The sequence below is a fragment of the Streptomyces sp. NBC_00454 genome, from assembly GCF_041434015.1.
GTDB lineage: Bacteria > Actinomycetota > Actinomycetes > Streptomycetales > Streptomycetaceae > Streptomyces.
The window spans coordinates 2,977,740-3,004,679 of the sequence record NZ_CP107907.1 but is presented as its reverse complement, the minus strand read 5'-3'; the positions used below and the strand labels follow the sequence as shown (position 1 = coordinate 3,004,679).

Sequence of the window (26,940 nt, the reverse complement as noted above, 5' to 3'; positions counted from 1 at the left end):
GGAGGAGTGACGTTCCCGGTAGTCGGTATGGTCGGCGGCGGACAGCTCGCCCGCATGACCCACGAGGCGGGTATCCCCCTCGGCATCAGATTCAAGATCCTCAGTGACACCCCACAGGACTCGGCGGCCCAGGTCGTGAGCGATGTCGTCATCGGCGACTATCGCGACCTGGAGACGTTGCGCGCCTTCGCGCGCGGCTGTGACGTGATCACTTTCGACCACGAACACGTACCCATCGAGCACCTGCGGGCCCTGGAATCGGACGGCATCCCCGTCCGGCCGGGGCCCGACGCATTGGTGCACGCCGCCGACAAGGGGGTGATGCGCGCCAAGCTCGACGAGATCGGCGCGCCCAGCCCCCGCCACCGGATCGTGAGCGATCCGGCGGACGCGGCGGCCTTCGCCCAGGAGGTCGGCGGTTTCCCCGTCATCCTCAAGACGGTGCGCGGCGGGTACGACGGCAAGGGCGTGTGGTTCGTCCGCACGCAGGAAGACGCCGAGGCCCCGTTCAAGGCGGGCGTCCCGGTCCTGGCCGAGGAGAAGGTGGACTACGTCCGCGAGCTCGCGGCCAACATCGTCCGCTCCCCGCACGGCCAGGCGGTGGCCTACCCGGTCGTGGAGTCCGTCCAGGTGGACGGGGTCTGCGACACGGTGATCGCCCCCGCCCCGAACCTCTCCAAGGAGCTGGCCGGCGAGGCCCAGGCCCTGGCCCTGCGCATCGCCAAGGAACTCGGGGTCACCGGCCACCTGGCCGTGGAGCTCTTCGAGACCACCGACGGCCGCATCCTGGTCAACGAACTGGCCATGCGCCCGCACAACAGCGGCCACTGGACCCAGGACGGTGCCATCACCTCCCAGTTCGCCAACCACGTCCGCGCCGTCCTGGACCTCCCCCTGGGCGACCCGCGCCCCCGGGCCCGCTGGACGGTCATGGCGAACGTGCTGGGCGGGGACTACCCCGACATGTACGCGGCGTACCTGCACTGCATGGCGCACGATCCCCAGCTGAAGATCCACATGTACGGCAAGGACGTGAAACACGGCCGCAAGGTCGGCCACGTCAACACCTACGGCGACGACCTTGACGATGTGCTGGAGCGCGCACGTCACGCAGCCGGCTATCTCAGAGGATCCATCACCGAATGAGCACCTCCGCAGCAGCTCCCGTCATCGGCATCGTCATGGGGTCGGACTCCGACTGGCCCGTCATGGAGGCCGCCGCCAAGGCCCTCGACGAGTTCGAGATCCCCTACGAGGTGGACGTGGTCTCCGCCCACCGGATGCCGCGCGAGATGATCGCGTACGGGGAGCAGGCCGCCGGGCGCGGTCTGAAGGCGATCATCGCGGGTGCGGGCGGCGCCGCCCACCTGCCCGGCATGCTCGCCTCCGTCACCCCGCTGCCGGTCATCGGCGTGCCCGTCCCGCTGAAGTACCTCGACGGCATGGACTCGCTCATGTCGATCGTCCAGATGCCCGCCGGGGTTCCCGTCGCCACCGTCTCGATCGCCGGTGCCCGCAACGCCGGGCTGCTCGCCGTACGGATGCTGGCCGCGCACGATCCGGAGCTGCTGGGCCGGATGACCGACTTCCTGCAGGAGCTGAACGACCAGGCCACCGAGAAGGGCAAGCGGCTGCGTACGAAGATCGCGGGCCAGGAGTCTTTCGGGTTCGGAAGGTGAGCGCGGCCAACGGGATGGACCGCCTGGCGCAGGCGCGCGAGCTGCTCAGCGAGTACCCGGTGGTCGACGGGCACAACGACCTGCCGTGGGCGCTGCGCAACCAGGTCCGCTACGACCTGGACCGGCGGGACATCGCCGCCGACCAGTCCGCGTTCCTGCACACCGACATCCCCCGGCTGCGGGCCGGCGGGGTCGGCGCGCAGTTCTGGTCGGTCTACGTGCGCTCCGACTACGCGGGCGACGAGGCGGTCAGCGCCACCCTGGAGCAGATCGACGTCGTCGACCAGCTGATCGCGCGCTACCCGCGCGATCTGGTGCGGGCGCTGACGGCCGACGACATGGAGGCGGCCCGAGCGCAGGGCCGGATCGCTTCGCTGATGGGCGCCGAGGGCGGGCACTCCATCAACAACTCGCTCGCCACCCTGCGCGCGCTGCACCGGCTCGGCGTGCGGTACATGACGCTGACGCACAACGACACCATCGACTGGGCGGATTCGGCGACCGACGAGCCCCGGCACGGCGGTCTGAGCGGGTTCGGCCGCGAGGTCGTCCGCGAGATGAACCGCGTGGGCATGCTCGTCGACCTCTCGCACGTCGCCGCGACGACGATGCGCGACGCCCTCGAGGTCTCGGTGGCGCCCGTGGTGTTCTCGCACTCCTCGGCCCGCGCGGTCTGCGACCACGTGCGCAACGTCCCCGACGACGTGCTGGCGCTGCTGCCGGCCAACGGCGGGGTCGCGATGGCCACCTTCGTGCCGAAGTTCATCCTGCCGGCGGCCGTCGAGTGGACCCTGGCGGCCGACGAGAACCTGCGCGCGCACGGGTTCCACGCCCTCGACACCACCCCCGAGGCGATGGTCCTGCACCGGGCCTTCGAGGAGGCGCGCCCGCGCCCGGTGGCCACGGCCGCCACGGTCGCCGACCACCTGGACCACATGCGCGAGGTGGCCGGGGTCGACCACGTCGGCATCGGCGGGGACTTCGACGGCACCGCCTTCACCCCGTCCGGGCTCGATGACGTGGCCGGGTACCCGAACCTGATCGCCGAGCTGCTGACCCGCGGCTGGTCCAAGGCCGACCTGGCCAAGCTGACCTGGTCGAACGCGGTACGGGTCCTGCGCGACGCCGAAGCGGTGGCGCGCGAGGAATCGGCCTCCCGCGGGCCGTCCAACGCGGTGCTCACGGCTCCGTAGCCCCCCGCGGCAACCCCGCGCCGGGCCCGTCCGGCGGATGCGGCGAGCTGGTGTGACCTGCCGGTTACACCCGAACGCCACATCCGTCGGGCGCCCGCGGCGTCCCACGTGTCACGGTGGCACCATCTCCCTGCTTCTCTCCCCGCTGCTTCCCGTACAAGCACAGCCGCCGAGACCGGAGCGACTGCCATGGCCGACCTGCAGGATGAACCGCACGCGAGCCCGGTGACCCCCGTGGGCCCGGGCTCCCTCGGAGCCGAGGACACCCCCGCCTCCCTCATGCCGAGCGCCCTGGAACGGGCTGCCGCGCTGTTGTCCGTCCATCCCGTCGCGGACGGGTGCAACACCCTCGTCTGGACCTTGCGCCAGAGCCCGTACCACGACATCGACACCCCCGACACGGGTGTGGACACCGACATCCCGCGGCTGCGCGCCGGGGGAGTGGGCGCCCAGTTCTGGTCGCTGCTCGTGCCGCCGGGCAAGGAGCGCGCGCCGCGCGGGACGCAGGCCCCCGACCAGGTGGTGTCCGACACCCTCGAACAGATCGACGTGGCGCTCGCCCTGATGCGCCGCTACCCCGACAGCCTCTGCCTCGCGCTGAACGCCGACGACCTGGCCGATGCCCGCAACCGCGGCCGCATCGCCTCGTTCCTGGGCCCGGTGACCGGCCGTACGCTGAGCGACTCGCTCGGCGCGCTGCGCGCCTTCCACGCACTGGGCGTACGGATCCTCGCGCCGGCCGGAGCGTCGTGGGCCGTGGAGGGGCTGACGGCCTTCGGCCACGAGGTGGTCAAGGAGACGAACCGGCTGGCGATGCTGCTGGACCTCACGGGCTGCCCGCCCGCGGCGGCCTGCCAGCTCGCCGCGGCCTCCAAATCGCCGGTGATCATTTCGCACACGGCGGCGGCCGCGCTCAATCCGCACCCGGACAACGTGACGGACGAGGTACTGCTCGCGCTGCGCGCGGCGAACGGTCTGGCGATGGTCACCTTCGACACCGCGCTCACCGGGGACTCCCTGCACGCGGTGGCGGACCACGTCGATCACGTACGGGCCGTCGCGGGCCCGCACTGCGTGGGCCTGGGCGCCGGCTTCGGCGCCGAGCCGGGCATCCCGCGGCCGATGGGCCTGACCGATCCCTCGGGCTATCCGCGGCTGATCGCGGAACTGCTGGAGCGGGGCTGGCCCGAGACCGATCTGGCGCTGCTGACCTGGGGCAATGCCCAGCGGGTGGTGCGCGACGCGGAGTTCACCGCCCGCGCCGCGCAGCACCGTAGAACATGCTCGTGATGCGGTACCACCTGATGCCGTACCGCGCGCTGCGGTACTAGACCCGCGCCGGAACCCCCGCCTTGGCCGCGGCCGGGGCCGGGGTCACGGCCTTCGGCCCGGGCTCCGGGAGGCGGGTGACGGAGGCCTTCCACAGCCGCTTGCAGGACAGGACGGCGGCCCAGGCCAGCAGTCCGTTGCGCAGGCACAGCAGGACGGTGCCGACGACGGTGCCCGGCAGGATCTGCGAGCCGTAGGTCAGCGGATAGATCACGGTGCTGAGCGCGGTGGAGGCGACGATCAGCCAGGCGACCGGGCGCTGCGTGGTGTGCCGGCAGGTCAGGCAGACCGCGGCGAGCCCGACCAGCCAGATCAGGTACTGCGGGCTGAGGACCCGGCTGGTGATGGTGAACACCAGGATGGCGCAGAGCGCGGCGTCCAGCGGGGTCGCGGTCGACCAGCGGCGGGCCTTGACCCGCCACAGCAGCAGCCAGCCGAAGCCGGTGACGGTCAGCGCGACGGAGAGCATGGCCACGCTGGAGACGTACGGGCCCAGGTACTCGTAGGCGCCGTAGCGGATCTCGGTCTTCCCCGACCAGGCGCCGACGAGCTTGCCGAACATCAGGGCGGATCCGCCGAGGGACTCGACCTGGATGCCGCGGTTGCCCTGGTTGCCCAGGAACCCGAGGGTGTCGCGGAAGAACAGCGCGAGGACGGCGAGCAGTGCGGCGGCGGCCGCCACGGCGGAGACCACCGCGTCACGGGTGGTGCGCCCGCGCGGGGTGCCGATCAGCGTGAGCAGCGGCCACACCTTCACCAGGGCGCCGATGCCGGCCAGTACGCCGCCGAGCTTGCGGCGGAAGCGCAGGCACAGCAGCGAGCCGACGGCGAGCAGGGTGACCTGGAGGTCGTAGCGCCCGAAGGGCAGCGACAGCAGCAGCGGCAGCGAGGTCAGCCACAGCACGGCGCCGGCCATGCTGCCGTCGGGGCGCCGGGCGGCGCGGACCAGGCCGACGGCGATCAGGGCGTCGCAGACGACCGTCAGCGCGACGAAGGCCTGGAAGTAGCTGAAGAAGGGGAGCAGGTCGGGCGAGAGGAAAACGGCCGCCGCGGCCGGCGGGTACTGCCACATGACGTCGTTGTGCGGCATCGTCCCCGTGACGAGGACGTCGTACCAGTTGTTGTAGGTCTGGGTGATCTCCACGCGCACCGAGGAGGTGCCGTGCAGGTTCACCACCAGGAGGACCACCATCAGGGTCCGGGTGGCCAGCCAGAATCCCGCCATGGCCAGGTGGCCCCGGCGGGTCCGCAGGGCTGAGTCGATGCGTCCCCGACCGGCACGCGGGGCCGCCCCCGGCGCGCCTGCGGTGGGGCGGACAGCGCTTCTCGTGCTGGTACTGGTCATCGGCGGTGAGTCTAGCGACGCACGAGGTGACGCTCGGGGGCGTGCCGCCAACAATCAGGTGACGGGATGTGAAACCGCCCATTCCGCAACGAAGTGGATCAAGCGCGGGGGCGCCCCATGGCGCGGTAGGTCCAGCCGGCCGCGCGCCAGAGCTCGGGGTCCAGCGCGTTGCGGCCGTCGAGGATGAGGCGGTCGGTGACGGCCTCGCCCAGGGCGGCGGGGTCGAGGTCGCGGAACTCGCTCCACTCGGTGAGGTGGAGGACCACCTCGGCGCCGCGGGCCGCGGCGATCGCGGAGTCGGCGTAGCTCAGGGTGGGGAAGACCCGGCGGGCGTTGTCCATGCCCTTGGGGTCGTAGACGGTGACCTGGCCGCCCTGGAGGTGGATCTGCCCGGCCACGTTCAGGGCGGGGGAGTCGCGGACGTCGTCGGAGTCCGGCTTGAAGGTGGCGCCGAGCACCGCGACCCGCTTGCCGAGGAACGAGCCGCCGACGGCCTCGCGGGCCAGCTCGACCATGTGCCCGCGGCGGCGCATGTTGATGGAGTCGACCTCGCGCAGGAAGGTCAGGGCCTGGTCGACGCCGAGTTCTCCGGCCCGTGCCATGAACGCCCGGATGTCCTTGGGCAGGCAGCCGCCGCCGAAGCCGATGCCGGCGCGCAGGAACTTCTTTCCGATGCGCTCGTCGTGGCCGATGGCCTCGGCCAGCTTCACCACGTCGCCGCCGCCCGCCTCGCAGATCTCGGCCATCGCGTTGATGAAGGAGATCTTCGTGGCGAGGAAGGAGTTGGCGGCCGTCTTGACGAGTTCGGCGGTGGGGAAGTCGGTGACGACCAGCGGGGTGCCCTCGCCCAGGGGGGTCGCGTAGACCTCCCGCAGGAGCTTCTCGGCGCGCTCGCCGTCGGCTCCGGCGCGGACGCCGATGACGATCCGGTCGGGGTGCAGGGTGTCCTGGACGGCATAGCCCTCGCGCAGGAACTCCGGGTTCCAGGCGAGTTCGATCTCCTCGCCGGCCGGGGCGAGCGCGGTCAGCTTCGCGGCGAGGCGCTCGGCGGAGCCGACGGGCACGGTGGACTTGCCGACGACCAGGGCGGGCCGGGTCAGGTGCGGGGCGAGCGATTCCACGGCGGAGTCGACGTAGCTCATGTCGCAGGCGTACTCGCCGTGCTTCTGCGGGGTGTTCACGCAGACGAAGTGGACGTCGGCGTCGAAGGCGCCGAGCTCCTCGTAGGAGGTGGTGAAGCGCAGCCGGCCCGTGGAGCCGGGCAGTCCGGCCACGTGGGCGGCCAGCAGCTCCTCCAGTCCCGGCTCGTACATCGGTACGCGGCCGGAGGCCAGCACCTCGATCTTCTCGGGGACCACGTCCAGCCCGAGCACGTCGAAGCCCAGTTCCGCCATCGCCGCGGCGTGGGTCGCGCCGAGGTATCCGGTGCCGATCACTGTGATCTTCAGGGGGGCCATGCGTGCTCCTGGTGGTGCGGGGCCGTATGCGGCAACCGAGCATAGTCGGGCCCGTGACCGGGGATGCATTCCGCCGGCGGCCTCCCGGTCGTCCCCGCTGTCACGCAACTCACGTGCGACGCCCATGTCGCGCTCGAGGGCCGGACACTAAGCTTGGGTTACTTAACGGTAGTTAGCATCACGCACCACCTGGGGAGTGAGAGATCTTGGCGGGTTCTGCCGACTTCGACCTGTACCGCCCGGCCGAGGAGCACGACATGCTCCGCGAGTCCGTCCGCGCGCTCGCCGAGGCGAAGATCATGCCCTTCGCAGCGGCGGTCGACGAGGAGTCCCGTTTCCCGCAGGAAGCCCTCGACGCGCTCGTGGCCAGCGACCTGCACGCCGTGCACGTGCCCGAGACCTACGGCGGCGCGGGCGCCGACGCCCTCGCCACCGTGATCGTCATCGAGGAAGTGGCCCGCGTCTGCGCCTCCTCCTCCCTGATCCCGGCCGTCAACAAGCTCGGCTCGCTCCCGGTGATCCTCTCCGGATCCGAAGAGCTCAAGGCCAAGTACCTCGGCCCGCTGGCCAAGGGCGACGCGATGTTCTCGTACGCGCTCTCCGAGCCCGACGCGGGCTCCGACGCGGCCGGCATGAAGACCCGCGCGGTGCGCGACGGGGACTTCTGGGTCCTCAACGGCGTCAAGCGCTGGATCACCAACGCGGGCGTCTCCGAGTACTACACGGTCATGGCCGTCACGGACCCGGAGAAGCGCTCCAAGGGCATCTCCGCCTTCGTGGTCGAGAAGTCCGACGAGGGCGTCTCCTTCGGCGCCCCGGAGAAGAAGCTCGGCATCAAGGGCTCCCCGACGCGCGAGGTCTACCTCGACAACGTGCGCATCCCGGCGGACCGCATGATCGGCGCCGAGGGCACCGGCTTCGCCACCGCGATGAAGACCCTGGACCACACCCGCATCACCATCGCGGCCCAGGCCCTCGGCATCGCCCAGGGCGCCCTGGACTACGCCAAGGGCTACGTCCAGGAGCGCAAGCAGTTCGGCAAGCCGATCGGCGACTTCCAGGGCGTGCAGTTCATGCTCGCGGACATGGCCATGAAGATCGAGGCCGCCCGCCAGCTGACCTACGCGGCCGCCGCCCGCTCGGAGCGCGTCTCCGGCGGAGGCCCCCACGAGGACCTCACCTTCTTCGGCGCCGCCGCCAAGTGCTTCGCCTCGGACGTGGCCATGGAGGTCACCACCGACGCCGTCCAGCTGCTCGGCGGCTACGGCTACACGCGGGACTACCCGGTGGAGCGCATGATGCGCGACGCGAAGATCACGCAGATCTACGAGGGCACCAACCAGGTCCAGCGGATCGTAATGGCACGGAACCTGCCGTAACCGCCGCAGTCGCCGCAGGCGGTCCCCACCGGGTCCGCCTGCGGCCGCTCCGGGTCCCGGCGATGGGCTAGCTTGGGACCTCGTACGCCCGGAACCGGTTGGGGAGAAAGTTCATGACGGAAGCGATCCTGCTGGTCGGCGGGCAGGGGACGCGACTGCGCCCCGTCACGGTGAACACGCCGAAGCCGATGGTCCCCACGGCAGGCGTTCCCTTCCTCGCCCACCAGATAGCGCGCGCCGCCGCCGCCGGTGTCACCCACATCGTGATGGCCACCTGCTACCTGGCCGAGGTCTTCGAGCCCTACTTCGGCGACGGATCCGACTTCGGCGTCCACCTGGAGTACGTGGTCGAGGACGAGCCCCTGGGCACCGGCGGAGCCATCCGCAACGCGGCCCGGCTGCTCACCGGCGGACCGGACTCCTCCGTCCTCGTCTTCAACGGAGACATCCTCACCGGCCTGGACATCGCCGGTCTCGTCGAATCCCACAAGGCGGCCGACGCCGACGTCTCCCTGCACCTGGTGCGGGTCGAGGACCCGCGCGCCTTCGGCCTGGTCCCCACCGACGCCGACGGGCGGGTGCTGGCCTTCACCGAGAAGCCGCAGACCCCGGAAGAGATCATCACCGACCAGATCAACGCCGGCTGCTACGTCTTCCGCCGCAGCGTGATCGATTCCATCCCGGCCGACCGGGCCGTCTCCGTCGAGCGCGAGACCTTCCCCGGCCTGCTGGCCTCCGGGGCCACCCTGCACGGAGTCACCGAGAACACGTACTGGATGGACCTCGGCAAGCCGGAGGCGATCATCCAGGCCTCCGCCGACCTGGTCCGCGGAGTCGTCTCCTCCCCGGCCGTCCCCGGACGGCGCGGCGAGTTCCTGGTGCTGCCCGGAGCGCAGGTCGCGACCGGGGCCAAGCTGTCCGGAGGAACCGTCGTGGGCGCCGGCGCCCGCGTCGAGGCGGGCGCGGTCCTCCAGGGCTGCATCGTGCTGGAGGACGCCGTCGTGGGCCCCGACGCGCAGCTGAGCGCCAGCCTGATCGGCGCCGGCGCCTCGGTGGGCGCGCGGACCGTGCTGGACGCCGTGGTCATCGGCGACGGCGCCGTAGTGGGGGCCGACAACGAGCTCCGTGCGGGCGCCCGGGTCTGGTGCGGGGCGCAGCTGCCCGCCGCGTCGATCCGCTTCTCCCCGGACGCCTGACACCTGACTCCAGGGGCGCGGGTCCGGGGAGCGGGGTCCGCGGTCAGTTGCCGCGGACGGTGACCTTCTCGTCCTTCTGGATCTGCTGCACCAGCTGCTGGACCTTGGCCTTGTCCCAGACGAGGTTGCCGCCGCGCTGCCCGGAGATCGGCATGTTCATCGAGACGCCGTCACCGCTGCTGATGCCCTTCATCGCGAAGAACATCTGACCCATGTCCCACAGCCCCATGTCCTTGTCCACGATCAGGGTGTCCAGGCCCGCGCCCAGCACCGGGTACAGGGTGAACGGGTTCAGGACCGTGGACGGGGTCGCCGCCTGGCTCGCCAGCGCCGACAGGAACTTCTGCTGGTTCTTCGTCCGCTGCAGGTCCGACTCGGCGAAGGCGTAGCGGGTGCGCACGTAGGCCAGCGACTGCTCGCCGTTGAGCGTCTGCGTGCCCTCCTTGAAGTCGGCTCCCGACTTCTCGTCCTTGAACCCCTTCTCGATGTTCAGCTCCACCCCGCCCAGCGCGTCCACGATGTTCGCGAAGCCGGCGAAGCCGATCTCGGCGTAGTGGTCGATGCGCAGGCCGGTGTTGAACTCCACCGTCCGCACCAGCAGCTCCGGGCCGTCCTCGGCGTAGGCCGCGTTCAGCTTGGTCCGCTTGCCGGTGCCCGCGAACTTCTTGCCCGACTCCGAGCCGACGAAGGAGGGGATCTCCACGTCCGAGTCGCGCGGCAGGGAGATCATCGTGTTCCCGCTGGAGCACTTGGCGAGGATCATCATCGAGTCGGTCCGCTTGCCCTCGGCCGAGCCCGTGTGGAGCTTCTTCTTCTCCTCGTCGGACATGCCCTCGCGGCTGTCGGAGCCCACGATCAGGTACGTCGTGCAGTCGCCCTCCTTCGGGCGCTCGATGACCTTGGAGAGGTCCACCTCGCGGCGCACGTTGGAGTCGGCCCAGAAGTAGGTGCCGATGCCCGTCACGAGCAGGCCCGAGACCAGCACGATCGAGCCGATCCTGATCCGCTTGCCCCAGTTGGGCGCCCCTCCCGCCGGACCGCCGGTGCCGCCCGGACCGCCGGTGCGCCTGCCCGGCCCGGTGGGGGGCTGCTGGCCGTTGCCGCCGCCGTAGACCTGGCCGGTGTTGTAACCGCTGTCGTACCCGTCGCCACCGGCGCCGCTGCCGCTGCTGTACGAGCCGTCCTGCTGCCCGGGCACGTACGGGGTCCGGGCCGGGCCGCCGGGACCGGCGGGCGGCGGTACGGGAGGCTGCGCCGGCCGCCGCGGCTGCGCGCCCTGCTGGGCCGGCCGCTGGACGTGCCGCATCCGCTGCGCGCCTTCCGGCTGCGCCTGGCCGCTGCCGCGCCCGTACCCGTCATCGCGGCGGCCGCGCTGGTCCTGCTCGCCGCTCCACCCGTCCCAGTCACTCATGTGCCCAAGAATGCCTGGCCGGGCGTGTCGCCGAACAGCCCGGGAGGGTGTTCGTACCGGTGCTGTTGCAGAGCTGATGCCTCGGCGCCGCACTTAAGGTGGCTGCATGACAGAGATACCGGGCGAGCCGGCGGGCAAGCCGATCTCGGCTTCCCGCACCACCCTCAGCCACATCATGACCGCCAACGACACCAACCTCCTCGGTACCGTGCACGGCGGTGTGATCATGAAACTGGTGGACGACGCCGCCGGCGCCGTGGCCGGTCGCCACTCCGGCGGCCCTGCGGTCACCGCGTCCATGGACGAGATGGCCTTCCTCGCCCCCGTCCGGGTCGGCGACCTCGTGCACGTCAAGGCCCAGTGCAACTGGACGGGCCGCTCCTCCATGGAGATCGGCGTACGCGTCCTCGCCGAGCGGTGGAACGAGTCCACCCCCGCCACCCAGGTCGGCAGCGCCTACCTCGTCTTCGCCGCCGTCGACTCCGAGGGCAGGCCCCGCCGGGTCCCGCCGGTCCTCCCGGAGACCGAGCAGGACGAGCGCCGCTACCAGGAGGCCCAGATCCGCCGCACCCACCGCCTGGCCCGCCGCCAGGCGATCATGGAACTGCGCGAGCACCGCGCGGCCCAGGGCTTCGACGAGGTCTGACGCAGCCGCGGGTCCTCTCCGCGCGGGCCCTACTTCGCGCAGACGACCTGATCGCCGGTGACCACGCCGAACTCGCCCTGGTACGGGTCCTCCGCGCGCACCGCCACCACCTTGCGGTAGTCCGCGCCCGCGATGACCACCACCGTCTTGCCCTGGCCGGGAACGGCCCGCAGCTCGCTGCCGGGCAGCGCGGTGGCCACCGAACGGGCCGTGCGGTCCCAGCGCGGGTCGTACGTGATCACCGTGCGCTTGACCTCGCGGCTCGCGCCGGTCCCCGGAGCTCCGGTGGTGTCGAAGCCGGTGGCGCGCAGCGCCGAGTCCACCCGGGTGCCCAGCCCGTCGATCCTGGTGCCGTTCTCCACCTGTACCCGGACCTGCTGCGGAGCCACGTCCACGGGTACCGCCGGCTGCTGGCGGGGGGCCGGCCGGCCGGGGGCGGGGGCCGGGGCCAGCGGCCGGTCCTCGCGCAGCGCCTCGAAGAGCTTCGCGGCCTTCGCCTCGTCCCACTTCACGGTGGAGCCGAGGCCCTTGACCGGGAAGGAGGCGTCACCCACGGGCACCGAGGCGAACTCCGACGAGGAGGGGGTGAAGTCCCGCATCGCCTGCCCGAGCGCCAGCATCTGCTCCGATCCGAACCCCTTGTCGGCCCGCACCGACCCGAGCAGGGTGGAGCTGACCTCCTTGAACTTGACCGGGTTGAGCAGCACCCCGCCGTGGGTGGCCTGCTTGATCAGGGCGGCGATGAACCGCTGCTGGCGCTGCATGCGGCCGAGGTCCGAAGCCCCGTCCACATGGCGCGAGCGCACGTACTGCAGTGCCTGGCCGCCGCTGAGGCGGTGGGTGCCGGGGAGCAGGTCGAGGCCGGTGTTGGAGTCGTGCAGGGGCTTGGCGGTGCAGATCTCCACGCCGCCCATGGCGTCGACCGTCTTCATGAAGCTGGTGAAGTCCACCTCCAGGTAGTGGTCGATCTTCACCCGGGTCATGTTCTCGACGGTGCGCACGGTCAGGTTGGGCCCGCCCTCGGCGTAGGCGGCGTTGAGCTTCACGGGGTGCGCCCCGTGCTGCTTCCCGCTGGACTCGTCCAGGTGCGCGGGCAGCTCCACGTAGCTGTCGCGGGGGAGGCTGATCACGCTCGCCCGGGTCCGGTCCGCCGAGAGGTGGACCAGCATGACGGTGTCGGTGCAGTGGCAGGGCGCCCCGCCCAGGCGGTACTCGCGCTTCTCGTCCGAGGTGATCTTGTCGCGGCCGTCGGTGCCGACGAGCAGGAAGTTCACCCCGTGCCCGGCCTGCGGGCGGTTCTTCATGTCCTTGAAGGGGTCCACCCGCTGGATGCCGGTGTCCAGCCCGGTCATCACGGCGTGCCCGAGCGCGCCGGAGCCCAGCACCGCCACCGACAGACCGGCCGCGAGCCGGACCCCCCAGCGGGGCTTGTCCGCCCGGCGGGGCTCCCGCCGCGCGCGCTGCGTCGGCCGGGCGGGCCGGGTGGGACGGTGCGGCTGGGGCACGGGGGAAACCTCCGCGGGGTCAGCGGTTCGGGTCGATCCGGAAGCTCGCATTCGGCTGATTCGTCAGAACAGTAGGTCCATACGATCAGCCGCTGTCCCTACCGCTCATCCGCCGCGCACCCGTTTCCCCCGTACGCGGTAACGTGACACCGATACCCGACCTTGAAGGACCACATGCCCGTCCAGCAGCCCGCAGTTTCGGTGATCATGCCGGTACTCAACGAGGAGCGCCATCTGCGCGACTCGGTCCGCCACATCCTCGGACAGGAGTACGCCGGGGAGATGGAGGTGGTGATCGCGCTGGGGCCGTCCACGGACCGCACCGACGAGATCGCCGCCGAGCTCGTGCGCGAAGACCCCCGGGTCCATACCGTGCCGAACCCCACCGGCCGGACCCCCGCCGCTCTGAACGCCGCGATCAACGCCTCGCGCCACCCGATCGTGGTACGCGTGGACGGCCACGGCATGCTCTCCCCGAACTACATCGCCACCGCGGTCCGCCTCCTGGAGGAGACCGGCGCGCAGAACGTCGGCGGCATCATGCACGCCGAGGGCGAGAACCCCTGGGAAGACGCCGTAGCCGCCGCGATGACCTCGAAGATCGGCGTCGGCAACGCGGCCTTCCACACCGGAGGCGCCGCCGGCCCCGCCGACACGGTCTACCTCGGCGTCTTCCGCCGCGAGGCCCTGGAGAAGGCCGGCGGCTACAACGAGGAGTTCATCCGCGCCCAGGACTGGGAGCTGAACTTCCGGATCCGCGAGGCCGGCGGGCTCATCTGGTTCTCGCCCGAGCTCAAGGTCCAGTACCGCCCGAGGCCCTCCGTGCGGGCGCTCGCCAAGCAGTACAAGGACTACGGGCGCTGGCGCCACGTGGTGGCCCGCTACCACTCGGGCTCCATCAACCTGCGCTACCTCGCCCCGCCGACCGCCGTCTGCACGATCGCGGCCGGACTGGTCGCCGGCGCGGCCGTCACCCCCTGGGCCTTCGTCGTCCCGGCCGGCTACCTCGCGGCCATCACCGCCGGGTCCGTCCCGGCCGGCAAGGGGCTCTCGCTCAAGGCCCGCGCGCAGATCCCCGTCGCCCTGGCGACCATGCACCTGTGCTGGGGCTACGGCTTCCTGACCAGCCCCCGCTCGCTCGCCGCCAAGGTCATCGCCAGCCGCCGCCCGTCGGTGCGCCGCGACCCCAGCGAGGTCTGAGCCTTCGTACCCATGAGAAAGGGGTGAGCCGGTCCGATCGGACCGGCTCACCCCTTTCTCATGACCCGCGCCGGCTCAGTTCACCAGCGGAAGGGCTCGTAGATGTCCATGCAGCTGGTGTCCGTGCCGTTGAGGATCTCGGCCGACTCCGGGACCGCTCCGGCATCGGGTGCGGCCTGCTGCGGGTAGACGTTGCCCTCCCGCCAGTCCGCGCCCACCACGAGGGTGATCCGGTCGGCCCCGGCGGCCTTCTGCACCGAGCTCGCCGGAATCCCGAGGGCCGCCGCCACGCTCTGCGCCTCGGCCGCCTGGGCGTCCGTGGCGTAGCGCACGACCGTGGTTTTCTCCGGGGTGAGCGTGCTGTCCGCCTTGGCCAGCGCGAACCCCTTGTTGACCAGCTGGCCCGCGACGACCGTGGCCCGCCTGGGCGCCGGGGCCGACCCGACCCCGGTGCCGTTGACCACATGTACGGCGATCTTCGCCGGGTCGGTGGCCGGGGCCTTGGAGGGCTCGGGGGACGGCGACGGAGAAGCGCTCGTACCGGGCTTGCCGCTCTCGGCCGGGTCGCCGTTGGAGTCCATGGCGACGTCCTTGCGGAGCATCGTCCACATCTTCTCGGCGTCCGCGGGGTTGAGAGCCACCCGGTTCTTGTCCCCCGGGTAATCCATCACCGGGATCGTGGCCATCGTGATGCGGTTGATCGGTACGTCCTTGAGCGCGAGGCTGAGGTCGAGGAGCTTCTTGACCGAGCCGATCTCCTCCGACACCTTCAGCGCCTTCGTCGCCGCCTCCGCCAGACCCGTCAGGCGAGGGATGTCGGTGAAGGCGTTCTGGCTCTTGAGCCCGCGCATCATCGAGTTCATGTACATGTGCTGCGCCTTGGCCCGGCCCATGTCACTGCCGAAGGAGTGCCGGGTGCGCAGCCACTGGAGCGCCTGCTCGCCCTGGATCTTGTGGGTGCCCGCCGTCAGCTTGAGGCCGGAACCGCCCGTCCCCGACCCCGGCTTCGACTGGTCGAAGACGTTCTGGTTGACGCAGACGTCGACGCCGCCGATCGCGTCGGCCATGCTCACGACACCGGTGAAGTCGATCATCATCCAGTGGTCGATGTAGACGTTGGTCATCTTCTCCCAGGTGGCCAGGGTGCAGCCGGGACCCCCGTGCGCGAGGCTCTCGTTGATCATCGTCTTGGTGGCTTTGAACTTCTCGCCCGTCTTGGGATCGGTGCACTCCGGGATGTCCACCATGGTGTCGCGCGGGACGGAGGTGACCGAGGCGTTCTTCCGGTCGGCGGAGATGTGGATCAGCATCTGCACGTCGGCCCGCGCGGGGCCGCCGATGTTGTCCCAGCCCCCGCCGAGCTTCGCGTTCGCCTCGTCGCGGATGTCGGAGCCGAGCATCAGGATGTTGATCGGGCGCCGGCCCGCGGCGTCGGCCTCGGTCCTGGCGACCCCGCTGTCACCGCTCAGGCGCTGGCCGCTCTGGATGTTCGCGTTGAGGTGGCGGTAGTAGAGGTAACCGCCCGCCGCCGTGCCGAGTATGAGCAGCGCCACCACGGAGGCGACCCAGCGCAGCACGCGGCGCTTGCCGCGCCGGGTCGTGCGCTTCGCGCCGCCGCCACGGCGGCGGTGGCCGGACCCGTTCCGCGGCGGGGGTACGGTTCCGCTCGCGGCCGGACGGCCGCCGGATATGCCGTCGTCGGCCTGGGCCGACGACCCCTCCCCTTGCACGCTGCTGTGCCTCACACGTCCCCCCTCAAGATCACTCTGTGTCGGCGTACTGTCGCTCCGACAGTCCCGAAATGCTATGTGGTGCTCGGGAACGGCCCGGTGGCCGCCCCGCCGGTCACTTGGCGCAGACCGACTTGTCCGCCTCGACCCGCTGGATGTCCTCGGGCGCCTTCTGCGGAGCCGTCATGGACACCCCCGCCCCCTTGAAGTCCGCGCCGAGCGTCAGCTTCATCGGGGTCTTGGGATCGGCATCGGCCGTGCCCATCTTCAGCGCCGTCGCGGGAAGACCCATCATGTCGGCCAAGGCACGGGCCTGGTCGGCCTGGTTGGGGGCGTACTCCAGCTGCGTGGCGTCCACCTTGGCGGGCGCGTTGCCCAGGTTGGCGGACTTCAGGACCTTCTTGGTGTTCTGCAGCCAGGTCAGCGTGGAAGAAGCGGAACCGGCCGGCCCACCGCCGTTGGAGACGTCCACCCGGACGTCCTTGGCCGCGGCACGGGGCCCCTCCATGAGCGCGTCCAGCTTGGCCTGCTCCTGCGCGCCCGCCGCGTCCTTTGCCGCCTGCTCCTTCTTCTCGACCTCCGTCAGCGAGACGTCCCCCCGGATCATCTGCAGCAGCGGCTCGGCCTGCGCCGTCTTGACGACCACGGTGGCCGCCGAGCCGGGCGGCTCCGCCGGATTGTCGAGAACCGGAAGAGTGGTGAAGGTGATGTTCTTGAGGTCGATGCCCTTCAACTCACCCGCGAGATCGGTGAGTTTCCCGATCGAACCTATTCCCGAGTCCACACTCAGCGATTTGGTGGCCGCTTCGGCGAGGGAGAGGAACTTCTGCGGACTGGTCAGCGTCTGCTTCGACTTCATTTCCCGCATCATCGAACCCAGGAACTGCTGCTGGGTCTTGATGCGGTCGAGGTCGCTGCGCTGACCGAAGGCGTGCCGGGTCCGTACGAAGGCCAGCGCCTCCTCGCCCTGCAGCCGGTGCTCGCCCGCCGACAGCTTCAGCTTGGAGTCCTTGTCGTCCACGGCCTTGTCCAGGCAGACCGGCACTCCGCCGACCGCCGAGCTCAGGTTCTTCACCGCGTTGAAGTCGGCCATCATGAAGTGGTCGACCTGGATCCCGGTGAGCTCCTTGACCGTGCGCATCGTGCAGCCCGGGTCGCGCCCGTCCTGCCCGAGGCTGGTGTTGAAGCGGACGCCGTGCGCGCCGGCGATGTTCTTCGTCGAGCCGTCCGGCTGCTTGGTGGGGCAGTCCGGCACGTTGGTGATCAGGTCGCGCGGAATGGACAGCGCCGTGGCGTTGGAGCGGTCCTTCGCGACGTGGAACAGGATCGTGGTGTCGGCGTGGCCGACGCTGCCGGCGTCCCCGTACCCCTCGTTGCCCGCACCGCTGCGCTTGTCCGTGCCGATGACCAGGATGTTGATCGGCTGGTCCTTCTTGAAGCCGCCGCTCGTTCCGGCATTGCCGACGTCGGTGACCTTGAGGTTGCCGTTCAGGTGGTCGTAGTAGAGGTACCCGGCGATCGACCCGGCGACCAGCACGAACGCCAGGGATCCGCCGGTGATGACCAGGATCTTCTTGCGCCGCCCGCCGCCGCCCTTGCGCGGACGTCCGCCGCGCCGGCCTCCGCCGGGCGGGACGTCACCGCGGCGCGGTCCGGGAACCGCCGGGGTGACGGGAGCACCGGGGGCCTTGCGCGGCGTGGTGCCGGGTGCGCGCCGCTGCCCGGGCGCTTGCGGAGCGGATTGCTCCAGTCGCAGTTCGTAGTTGCCGGTGCGGGGGTTGAGCACCCACTGGTCTGCGGGGTCGATCTCGTCGGCCCGTCCACGGCTTTGCGCATCCACGGTTTGCTCGAATCCTCCGTCGGTGCTTCACGACGCGCCTCCCCTTGGGCGCCCGGTCAACGATCCGGCTGCTGGCGCACGGCCTCTGTACTGGCCGGGCACCGGGTCGCTCACCTTATCCGGACCGCTTCGCCGCAAACCATGCTGGTGATGCATTCCACGCTCTTACAACGGGGCAATCGCCTCAACAAGCTCGGCCTCGTCTCCGGCTTTTGGGATTGCTTTACCGGCAGTCGGCGACGCCCGCGGTGGTTCCGGTGAAGGTGGGGGCGGGGGTGGGGGCGTCCGTGGTTCCCTCGCCGTCGGCCTTTCCGGGAGCCCCCGAGGGCGCTTTCCCGTCGGCGTCGCTCTCCGCGGCCCGTTCCGCCCGGTCGCTCTGAGGAGTGGACCGGGGCGTTGACCGGGGCGTGGGCTCCGGCGGCGCGATGCTCAGCGGCTCGTCCGCCCGCAGCCGCTGGAACAGCTGGCTCGCATCGGGCTCCCGCAGCTCGTCCCGGTTCGCATCGGCGTGGTACGGCCGGCGCGGCACCGTGAGGAACTTGATCTGGTCGGTCGGGATGTCGCGCACGCCCCGTACGAGTTCGTACAGCCCCCGCAGCGAGGCCAGCCCCGGGTCCGTGGTCACCGAGGACGTCGCCGCGTCCAGCAGCGGATAGAGCTTCCCGGGATTGAGCAGCACCCCGTTGCTCTGCACCTTCTTCACCAGCGAGCCGAGGAACAGCTGCTGGCGCTCCATGCGCTCGGTGTCGCTGCCGTTGCCCAGGCTGTAGCGGGCCCGTACGAAGCCCAGCGCCTGCTCGCCCTGCAGGGTCTGGCGTCCGGCCGACAGCTTCAGCTTGGCCTCCGGGTCGTCCACCGGCCGTTTCAGGCAGACCTCCACCCCGCCGATGGCGTCCACCATCTTCGTGAACCCGCCGAAGTCCACCACCATGTGGTGATCGACCCGGATGCCGGTCATCGCCTCCACCGTGCGGATCGTGCAGGCCGCCCCGCCCCACTCGAAGGCCCAGTTGAACTGGGCGAACTGCTCCGTGGTGCGGTTCCCGTCCTGCTTCAGGCAGCCGGGTATCTCCGTCATCAGGTCCCGCGGTATCGACACCGCCGTCAGGCTCCTGCGGTCCGCGGGCAGGTGCAGCAGGATCGTGGTGTCCGAGCGCTGGGTCCCCTCGTCCTGCCCGTAGCGGGAGTTGTCCTTGCCGGAGCGGGAGTCCGAGCCGATCAGCAGGATGTTCTGCGCGCCGCCCGCCAGGTGCACCGGACGCTCCCGGTCGTAGCGCCGCAGCTCGGCGGCGGCGGAGGTGTCCTCGGTGATGTTCCCGTCGAGCTTGGAGTAGACCCACCAGCCGCCGGCCGCCCCGGCGAGGACGAACAGGGAAGCCCCGATCCCGGTCCAGCGCAGCAGCCGGCGCCTGCGGCCGTTCGGAGGCTTCGCACTGCCTCCGGCCGCTTCGGTGCCGTCCGGTATGCCCGCGCTGTCCGTCACTCGCGTTCCGTCCCCTCACCCGTCCCGGCAGGCCGTACGGGTGAGTACGGCCTGTGCCGATCCTGCCCCCGGGTTGCCGCGGCGGCCCGGGGGCAGGGCCCTGTACAGGGCCATGTGGGTGACAAATCGGCCGCGGGACCCGTTGGGCGGTGTGGGTGACGGGGTACGGCCGGACGGGTAGGGCGTCCCGGAGGCCGCCGTCGGACGGATTGGGCCGACCGGAGGCCGCCGGTCAGACGGTGTGGGTGACGCGCTCGCTCTCGATCCGCTGCGCCAGCCCCTCGGCCGGCAGCCGGTCCAGGTTCCGGCACAGCACCACGGAGCCGCCGGCGGCCAGAGCCGCGTAGAGCCCGGCGGAGAGACCCTCCCAGCCGCCGTAGCCGAGCCCGGTCAGCACCCGCGAACCCTCCCCGAGGCCGAGCTTCACCGCGTCCTCGCGGGCCCGCTCGCAGATCCGGGCGTACGAGAGCTCCTCGCCGCCGACCACCAGGCCGGGCCCGTCCGCGTCCACCGGCTGGAACGGAGCGAACCGGTCGCCCTGCCCCGGCACCTCCACGGCGTAGTCCGCGAACCCGGCCGGCGGCTGCGGGAACCGCCCGCCCAGCGGCCGCAGCGCGAGCGCGACCCGCTCGCCGGAGCAGGCCAGGGCCGCGTCGAGGGTGTCCGGCCCCGAGACGACGAGATCCGCGTCGGCCGGATCCCCGCCCACCTCGGCGACGACCCCGACCGAGGCGCAGGCGAGCAGCCACACCGCGCTCTGCCAGTGCGCGGGCAGCAGCAGGGCCAGCCGGTCGCCGGGCTCCGCGCCCAGGTCGCCCTGGAGCAGATTGGCGGTCTTGGCCACCCAATTGGCGAAGGTGGCGACGGACAATTCGACGCGCTCGCCCGTGGCATCGTCGTAGAAGGTGACGAGCGGGCGGCCGGGATCGGCGGCGAGCGCGGATCGCAGCAGGTCGGCAGGGGTGCGGTCAGTGGCGTTCACGCCCCAGAGCCTACGCGGGACCGGGCGGCCCCCTCCTCCGTACGGCGGCGGCAAGGTCCCCCGTACGGAGGAGGGGGTCGGGGGGCTCGATCAGACGGAGCGTCAGTTCTCGGATGGCGAGCGCCCCCGGGAGTCCCCAGCATCCTTTCCATGCGTGGATTCCTTGCTTCCTCGATCGGCGTCGCGACGGCTGCCGTACTGGCCCTGCCGCTCGCGCTCCCCACTACGGCCCTGGCGGCGGAGGCGGTCCCCCCGGCCGCCCCGACCGCCCAGGCCGCCCCCGCGGCCCCCGCCGGGTCCACCGAGTCGGTACCGCTCGTCCCCCTGGGACCCGCGGCCGACCGCACCCCCGGCGTCCCCGGAATGAGCGCCTCGCCCCGCCTGCCCGAGACGCAGGGCCTGGCCGCCCGCGACGCCAGGAACTTCTCGCTCGTCGGCGTCGTCTGGGACGACGCGAGCGCCCGGCTCGAAGGCACCGTCCAGATCCGCACCCGCTCCGCGGCCACCGCGACCTGGTCCGACTGGCAGGACGTCGAAACCCACAACGGCGAACACGCCGCCGACCCCGACACGGCCGAACGCGGCTCCGGCCGCGTCCACGGCGCCACCGCCCCGCTCTGGGTCGGCGCCTCGGACGGCATCCAGGTCCGGGTCCAGGCACCGAGCGGCACCCTGACCAAGCTCCCCAAGGGGATGCGGATCGACCTCGTCGACCCCGGGGACACCTCCGGCCGCCGGGCGACGGACGCCAAGAACGGCGCGGCGCCCGAGCCGGCACCCGAGCAGGCACCCGAGCAGGCACCAGCGCCGGGCCCCGCGGGAGAAGGCGACGACAAGGGCGAGCTGCCCCTGCTCCCCGGCATGACCATGGAGATGACGGAGTCCTCCTCCGCCAACGTCCCCATGGCCCCCCTCGGCGCCAACGAGATCACCGCCCTCGACAAGGCCGACTCCACCGCCGACGCCGTCCTCGCCGACAGCTCGCTGAACGCCGCCGCCCGCCCCTTCATCGGCCCGCGCCCGCGCATCGTCACCCGCAAGGGCTGGGGCGCGGACGAGAACCTGCGCGAGCGGGGCTTCGTCTACACGAACACGGTCAAGGCCGCCTTCGTCCACCACACCGCCTCCGGCAACGGCTACGCCTGCAAGGACGCCCCGGCGGTGCTGCGCAGCCTCTACCGCTACCACGTGGTCAGCGAGGGCTGGCGGGACATCGGCTACAACTTCGCCGTCGACAAGTGCGGCACGGTCTACGAGGGCCGCGCGGGCGGGGTCGCCAAGGCGGTCATGGGCGCGCACACCATGGGCTTCAACACCGACAGCATGGGCGTCGCGGTGATCGGCACCTTCACCAACACGGCCCCGCCGAAGGCGGCGGTCGACGCGGTGGCCCGCCTCACCGCCTGGAAGCTCGGCCTCTTCGGAGCGGACCCCCGCGCGAAGACCACCCTGCGCTCGGGCGGCGGCAACCTCTACCCGAAGGGCAGCAACGTCCGCCTGAACGTCATCTCCGGCCACCGCGACGGCTTCGCCACGGAATGCCCGGGCCGCCTGCTCTACGGCGAACTCCCCCCGACCCGCACCTCGTCGGCGAAGCTCCAGGGCCGGTAGGTCGTCTCTTTCGGATCTTGTCGGTCGAGCCCGCGTCGTCCGGTGCCGTGCCGGGCGGCGCGGGCCCGGCAAGATCCGGAAGAGACGGCCTAGGGGCGTTTCACAGCCTGCCGATGTCCCCCCGGGGCATCCGGGGGGTGCGGCGGGGCGGGACCGCGGCCGGGCCGGCCAGCAGGATCAGGCGGGCCGCCCGGTGGCGCTGGCCGGCGTACGGGGCGAGCAGCTCCAGCATGGCGGCGTCGTCGGCGTCCCGGTCCCCGGCCAGGGCGTAGCCCACGATGCCCGGGAGGTGCAGGTCGCCGGTGGTGACGGCGTCGGCGTGGCCGTTGCTGCGCTGGAGGGTCTCGGCGGAGGTCCACGGCCCGATGCCGGGAACGGCCTGGAGCCGCGCGGTGGCGGCGGACAGGTCCATGGCGGCGGCCTCTTCGAGGCGGGCGGCGACGCGGGCCGCGCGGACGATGGTGGCGGAGCGCTTGGAGTCCACGCCGGCCTTGTGCCAGTCCCAGGAGGGGATCATCGCCCAGGTGCGGGGCGCCGGAGGGACGTGGAGGCCCTGCTCCGGTCCGGGGGCGGGTTCGCCGTACTGGACGACCAGGCGGCGCCAGGCGCGGTACGCCTCGTCGGTGGTGACCTTCTGCTCCAGGATCACCGGGATCAGGGACTCCAGGACCAGACCGGTACGGGTCAGCCGCAGACCCGGGCGGCGGCGGTGACTGGCGTGCAGGAGCCTGTGCCGGGGTACGAAGGCCGCCGGATCGTCGGCGGCGCCCAGCAGTTCGGGAAGCCCGTCGAGCACCCAGTCGGCGCCCGGCCCCCAGGCCTCGGCGAGCACCTCCCCGCCCTGCGCGGCCACCCGGAGGGTGGCGGGGCCGGCGGGGGTACGGGTGGCCCGCCAGACGGCACCGGCGGCGGCCCGGAAGCTGGGATCGGCCGGGCCGCGCCGCAGCGGCCCGAGGACGAGCCCCAGATCGAGGGGCCCGGGCGGAGCCCAGGTCCGGGTCCTGGCCGGGCCGCCGGGGGCGGCGGTGCCCTTGGCTGTGCCGCTGCCGCTGCCGCTGCCGCTGCCGCTGCCGCTGCCGCTGCCGCTGCCGCTGCCGCTGCCGCTGCCTTCGGCGAGGCCCGAGCCCGCGGCCGTCCCGGTCGCCGGAGGCACGTCCGTGCGGCCGCCGCGGACCGCGGCGCGGGTGAGTGGGTCGAAGCGGCCGGCCATGCCTCGAGCGTAGCCCTGCGGGGCTTGTCCCCGACCCGCCCTTCCACCGTTCCCCGGGCTCCGCCCGGACCCGTACCCGGGCTCCGCCCGGACGCGTTCCCCGGGCTCCGCCCGGACCCGTTCCCCGGGCTCCGCCCGGACCCGTTCCCCGGGCTCCGCCCCGGGCGGCCCCTGCCGGGCTGCGCCCGGACCCAGGCGCCGGGCCTCGCCCGGACCCGCTGCCAGGCCACGGTCCACGACGTGCCGGGGCCGCGCCCCCAGGTCCGGGGGCCTGTCAGAGGCCCGCACCAGCGGGTCAGAGGCACCGGCGGGTCAGGGTCAGCGGACCTCGATGAAGTCCTCCGTCGGGCGTTCCCACCGGGCCGGGGCCGGTGAGGCCGGGTGGCCCACTGCCACCGCGCCCATCGGGTCCCAGTCCTCCGGGAGGCCCAGGACCTTGCGCACCACCTCGCGGCAGAACATCGTCGAGGACACCCACGCCGAGCCCAGCCGTTCCCCGGCCAGCGCGACCAGGAAGTTCTGCACGCCCGCGCCCATGGCCACGACGAACATCTCCCGCTCCGCCGCGTCCCGCCGCGCGTGCCCGTAGTCGTGGGCGCCGTCGCTCACCATGCACGGCACCACCAGGTACGGCGCGGCCCGCAGGACGTCGCCCCGCCGGACCCGCTTGGCGATGGACTCCTCGGACTTGCCGTCGCGCCGCAGGTCCGCGATCCACGCGTCCCGCATCGCGTCGAGGAGTTCCAGCCTGGATCCCTCGGACTCCAGCAGGACGAACCGCCACGGAGTCGTGTGGTGCGGAGCCGGGGCCGTCACGGCCGCCGCCACCGCCCGGCGGACCGCGCCCGGGTCCACCGGCTCGGAGGTGAAGGCCCGTACGGTACGGCGCTGGGTGACGGCCTCGCGGACCGCCTCCGAGGTGCCCAGCCGGAACATGTCGTCGGCGGGGGAGCGGACCAGGTCCGCCGCCGAGGAGCCCTCGCCGAGCACGTGCGCGAGGCCCCGTACGACCGCCACCGGCAGCCCCTCGGACTTCCCCTTCACCAGGTCGCCCGCGGCGGCCAGCTCGTCGGCGGTGGCCACGATCGTCGCGCTCAGCGGGTTCCCGTGGGCGTCGGTGCCCCCGCGCAGGTCGTCGAGGACCCGTACGCCCGCCGCGCCGATCGCCACGTCCGTGAGCCCGGTGCGCCACGGCCGCCCGAAGGTGTCCGTCACGATCACGCCCACGTCCACGCCGAGCGACTCCCGCAGCCCGGCCCGGATCGCGGCGGCGGAGGCGTCGGGGTCCTCGGGCAGCAGCAGGACGGTGCCGGCGGGGGTGTTCGAGGCGTCGACCCCGGCCGCCGCCATGACCAGGCCCTGCCGGTTCTCCACGATCCGCAGGGGACCCCGGCGCGCGACGACCCGTACGGTCTCGGCGTCGATCGCTGCCTCGCGCGAATCGGCGCGGACGATCCGGCCCTCCGCCTTGGAGACGATCTTCGAGGTGACGAGCAGCACGTCCCCGTCGCGCAGGGCGGGCCCGGCGGCCGCGATCAGCTGCGCCAGGTCGTCGCCGGGCCGCACCTCGGGGATCCCGCCGAGCGCCCGCACCTCGTACGAGGGACCGTGCGGGTGAGGAGCGCGCGGGGCGGTCACCGGGAGGCCTCCGCCAGTTCCAGCGCGGCCCGCGCCATGGCGGCCGTGGCCTCCAGGTCGGTCATCATCAGCGGAACCGCCCGGCAGGTGATGCCGGCGGCTTCCACCTCCGTGACGGAGTCCGCGTCGGCGGTGTCCACGAGCCAGCCGTCGAGCAGCCCGGTGCCGTAGTGCAGGGCGACGGCGGCGGCGGTGGACTCGACGCCGACGGCGGCGAGCACCTTGTCGGCCATCCCGCGCACGGGAGCGCCCCCGACGATGGGGGAGAGGCCCACGACGGGCGCCCCGGCGGCGGCCACGGCCTCGCGGATCCCGGGGACGGCGAGGATGGTGCCGACCGAGACCACGGGGTTGGACGGCGGGAAGATGATCACGTCGGCGGCCGCGATGGCCTCCAGTACGCCGGGTGCGGGCTTGGCCTGCTCGGCGCCCACGGGGACGACGGCCTCGGCGTCCACGGCCGCGCGCATCCGCACCCAGTACTCCTGGAAGTGGATGACCCTGCGCTCGCCGCTGCCGGGTTCGGTGATCGCGACGTGGGTCTCGACCCGGTCGTCGGACATGGGGAGCAGCCGGACTCCGGGCTGCCAGCGGTCGCACAGGGCCTCGGTGACGGCGCTGAGCGGGTAGCCCGCACCGAGCATCTGCGTGCGGACGATGTGGGTGGCGAAGTCGCGGTCGCCGAGGCCGAACCAGCTGGGTCCGACCCCGTACGCCGCGAGTTCCTCCTTGACGGTGAAGGACTCCTCGGTGCGGCCCCAGCCCTGGTCCTCGTTGATGCCACCGCCGAGGGTGTACATCACCGTGTCCAGATCGGGGCACACCTTGAGCCCGAACAGGTGAATGTCGTCACCGGTGTTGCCGATGACCGTGATGTCCGCGTCGGGAACCGCCGACTTGAGTCCGCGGAGGAAACGGGCGCCGCCGATGCCGCCGGCCAGAACAACAATGCGCATGTGTCGCAGTGTGTCAGGCCGCTCTGAGCGGGTGGTGCTCCGGTCAGACCGAGACGGTCTGCGGCCGGGCCGGGGAGCAGTTGTGCATCGGCATCTCGGTCAGGCCGGGGAAGTAGACGTGCAGGCTGACCGCCCCTTCGAGGCCGTCGTTGGCGACCTCGTGGGCGTAGCCGGGGGCGAAGACGCGCTGGGAGCCGGCGCGCAGGGTGAGCGGGCCGCGGGCGGTGTGCTCGGTGAGCTCCCCGTCCAGGACGGTCAGCACGCCGGAGGACGGGCCGTGGTCGTGCAGCCCGCTGCTCTGGCCGGGGACCCAGCTGAGCAGCCAGACCTCGTAGCCGGGGCCGGTGCGCAGCCGGTGGTACCAGCGGGTGGTGGCGTCGTAGCGGACCAGGTGCTCCCACTGGGAGCGGTCCTCGGCGATGGAGCGGGCGAGGCCCACGAACTCGGCGACGGTGGCCGGGTGCTCGCGGGCGGGCTGCAGGAGGTGCTGGACGGAGAGGATGTCGCCGGCGATCTGGAGGTCGCTCTCGACCATCGGGGCGGCGGCGGGGGTGGGGACGGACGTGCGGGGAGCCGTGGTGGGGGCGTGGCTCAGGGTGCTGGTGCTGTTCATCGGGGGGTTCCTCGACGGATGTCAGTCGTGCAGGCGGTCGCTGTGGGGGGCCGGGCTGGAGCTCAGCGGAGCCGGAGCTCCGGGGGCATCAACAGCTGCAACAGCAACAGCGAACCTGGGCAGCGCACAGGAACCCACGAATGGGGGTCCGGGTGGCGGCTGCGGGCGCTGACATGGCAACAAGGAGACCCGTTGAGGGGCCGGACTGTCAACCCAATGTCCGGTTTGGTAGAAAAGTTTCACCTCATCCGGTTACGGTGCCCGGAGAAAGGTTTGTGCAGTCCCCACCAGGGGATGTGGCGCTGCAAGTCGCGCCACAGCTGCTGTGGCCGTCTCAAACCTGTCAAGAGGTGTGATGTCCCCCTGTGGCTGAAATGTGATCTACGCCGCTTCTTCGGCCGGATCGGAACCACACCACAGAGTGACGCGTCGACTACAGGGGAGGAGGTGCCGCGTGTGATGCATGTGGCATGTGTCACGATTTTTGGCGATATGAACACTTTCTGCATAGGCTTGGTTCCGCAGAGTGAATAAGGG

At 71.9% G+C, this 26,940-nt stretch carries 21 protein-coding genes; 9 read left to right on the top strand and 12 right to left on the bottom strand.

All coding sequences use genetic code 11. The features are described 5' to 3' along the window. Positions 1-27 precede the first annotated feature (27 nt). The 4 genes from OHU74_RS13855 (at position 28) to OHU74_RS13840 (ending at position 4,162) form a co-directional block, all read left to right on the top strand. Complete coding sequence (locus OHU74_RS13855; RefSeq protein ID WP_371619674.1) at positions 28-1,146, top strand: 5-(carboxyamino)imidazole ribonucleotide synthase; 1,119 nt, start codon at positions 28-30, stop codon at positions 1,144-1,146. Then, on the top strand, positions 1,143-1,679 hold the full coding sequence (gene purE / locus OHU74_RS13850) for a 5-(carboxyamino)imidazole ribonucleotide mutase (RefSeq protein ID WP_371616177.1): 537 nt from the start codon (positions 1,143-1,145) through the stop codon (positions 1,677-1,679). The genes OHU74_RS13855 and purE overlap by 4 nt, the downstream gene beginning before the upstream one ends. 14 nt (positions 1,680-1,693) lie before the next feature. After that, positions 1,694-2,872: a dipeptidase gene (locus OHU74_RS13845; RefSeq protein WP_371619673.1), complete on the top strand. Its 1,179-nt coding sequence runs from the start codon at positions 1,694-1,696 to the stop codon at positions 2,870-2,872. Between the two features lie 189 nt (positions 2,873-3,061). After that, the gene (locus OHU74_RS13840) at positions 3,062-4,162 is read left to right on the top strand and encodes a membrane dipeptidase (protein WP_371616176.1); all 1,101 of its coding nucleotides are present in this window, start codon (positions 3,062-3,064) and stop codon (positions 4,160-4,162) included. Positions 4,163-4,199: 37 nt separating this feature from the next. On the opposite strand, the gene OHU74_RS13835 is transcribed toward OHU74_RS13840, so the two are convergent. After that, positions 4,200-5,546: a glycosyltransferase 87 family protein gene (locus OHU74_RS13835; RefSeq protein WP_371616175.1), complete on the bottom strand. Its 1,347-nt coding sequence runs from the start codon at positions 5,544-5,546 to the stop codon at positions 4,200-4,202. A gap of 98 nt (positions 5,547-5,644) precedes the next feature. Further along, the gene (locus OHU74_RS13830; protein WP_371616174.1) at positions 5,645-7,003 is read right to left on the bottom strand and encodes a UDP-glucose/GDP-mannose dehydrogenase family protein; all 1,359 of its coding nucleotides are present in this window, start codon (positions 7,001-7,003) and stop codon (positions 5,645-5,647) included. 206 nt (positions 7,004-7,209) lie between these two features. On the opposite strand from OHU74_RS13830, the gene OHU74_RS13825 reads away from it, so the two are divergent. After that, the gene (locus OHU74_RS13825) at positions 7,210-8,382 is read left to right on the top strand and encodes an acyl-CoA dehydrogenase family protein (protein WP_250736830.1); all 1,173 of its coding nucleotides are present in this window, start codon (positions 7,210-7,212) and stop codon (positions 8,380-8,382) included. 113 nt (positions 8,383-8,495) lie between these two features. Beyond that, complete coding sequence (locus OHU74_RS13820; protein WP_371616173.1) at positions 8,496-9,578, top strand: sugar phosphate nucleotidyltransferase; 1,083 nt, start codon at positions 8,496-8,498, stop codon at positions 9,576-9,578. A gap of 43 nt (positions 9,579-9,621) precedes the next feature. On the opposite strand, the gene OHU74_RS13815 is transcribed toward OHU74_RS13820, so the two are convergent. Then, entirely contained in the window at positions 9,622-10,989 is a 1,368-nt protein-coding gene (locus OHU74_RS13815) for an LCP family protein (protein WP_371616172.1), read from the bottom strand. Positions 10,990-11,095: 106 nt separating this feature from the next. On the opposite strand from OHU74_RS13815, the gene OHU74_RS13810 reads away from it, so the two are divergent. After that, entirely contained in the window at positions 11,096-11,635 is a 540-nt protein-coding gene (locus OHU74_RS13810) for an acyl-CoA thioesterase (RefSeq protein ID WP_371616171.1), read from the top strand. Positions 11,636-11,664: 29 nt separating this feature from the next. Here the strand turns inward: OHU74_RS13810 and OHU74_RS13805 are convergent, their stop codons facing one another. Further along, a complete protein-coding gene (locus tag OHU74_RS13805) occupies positions 11,665-13,191 on the bottom strand; it encodes an LCP family protein (RefSeq protein WP_371616170.1) in 1,527 nt (508 codons plus the stop codon). Positions 13,192-13,314: 123 nt separating this feature from the next. On the opposite strand from OHU74_RS13805, the gene OHU74_RS13800 reads away from it, so the two are divergent. Then, positions 13,315-14,340, top strand: coding sequence for a glycosyltransferase family 2 protein (locus OHU74_RS13800; protein ID WP_371616169.1), 1,026 nt, complete (start codon positions 13,315-13,317; stop codon positions 14,338-14,340). 80 nt (positions 14,341-14,420) lie between these two features. On the opposite strand, the gene OHU74_RS13795 is transcribed toward OHU74_RS13800, so the two are convergent. From OHU74_RS13795 to OHU74_RS13780, 4 genes are all read right to left on the bottom strand, one after another. After that, positions 14,421-16,085: an LCP family protein gene (locus OHU74_RS13795; RefSeq protein WP_371616168.1), complete on the bottom strand. Its 1,665-nt coding sequence runs from the start codon at positions 16,083-16,085 to the stop codon at positions 14,421-14,423. Positions 16,086-16,185: 100 nt separating this feature from the next. Beyond that, the gene (locus tag OHU74_RS13790; RefSeq protein ID WP_371616167.1) at positions 16,186-17,910 is read right to left on the bottom strand and encodes an LCP family protein; all 1,725 of its coding nucleotides are present in this window, start codon (positions 17,908-17,910) and stop codon (positions 16,186-16,188) included. Between the two features lie 223 nt (positions 17,911-18,133). Next, a complete protein-coding gene (locus tag OHU74_RS13785) occupies positions 18,134-19,393 on the bottom strand; it encodes an LCP family protein (protein ID WP_371616166.1) in 1,260 nt (419 codons plus the stop codon). Between the two features lie 232 nt (positions 19,394-19,625). Beyond that, positions 19,626-20,375, bottom strand: a complete 750-nt coding sequence (locus OHU74_RS13780; protein WP_371616165.1) for a TIGR03089 family protein — start codon at positions 20,373-20,375, stop codon at positions 19,626-19,628. 150 nt (positions 20,376-20,525) lie between these two features. Between OHU74_RS13780 and OHU74_RS13775 the strand changes: the two genes are divergently transcribed. Continuing rightward, complete coding sequence (locus OHU74_RS13775; protein ID WP_371616164.1) at positions 20,526-21,986, top strand: peptidoglycan recognition protein; 1,461 nt, start codon at positions 20,526-20,528, stop codon at positions 21,984-21,986. A 100-nt stretch (positions 21,987-22,086) separates the two neighbouring features. Here OHU74_RS13775 and OHU74_RS13770 read toward each other — a convergent pair whose 3' ends face one another. The 4 genes from OHU74_RS13770 to OHU74_RS13755 form a co-directional block, all read right to left on the bottom strand. Continuing rightward, complete coding sequence (locus OHU74_RS13770) at positions 22,087-23,196, bottom strand: DNA-3-methyladenine glycosylase (RefSeq protein ID WP_371616163.1); 1,110 nt, start codon at positions 23,194-23,196, stop codon at positions 22,087-22,089. 318 nt (positions 23,197-23,514) lie between these two features. Continuing rightward, positions 23,515-24,834, bottom strand: coding sequence for a coenzyme F420-0:L-glutamate ligase (locus OHU74_RS13765; RefSeq protein WP_371616162.1), 1,320 nt, complete (start codon positions 24,832-24,834; stop codon positions 23,515-23,517). After that, the gene (cofD, locus tag OHU74_RS13760) at positions 24,831-25,790 is read right to left on the bottom strand and encodes a 2-phospho-L-lactate transferase (RefSeq protein ID WP_371616161.1); all 960 of its coding nucleotides are present in this window, start codon (positions 25,788-25,790) and stop codon (positions 24,831-24,833) included. The genes OHU74_RS13765 and cofD overlap by 4 nt, the downstream gene beginning before the upstream one ends. Positions 25,791-25,833: 43 nt before the next feature. After that, positions 25,834-26,325 (bottom strand): cysteine dioxygenase family protein, encoded by a 492-nt coding sequence (locus tag OHU74_RS13755; protein WP_371619672.1) that lies wholly within the window; start codon positions 26,323-26,325, stop codon positions 25,834-25,836. Between the last annotated feature and the right edge of the window lie 615 nt (positions 26,326-26,940).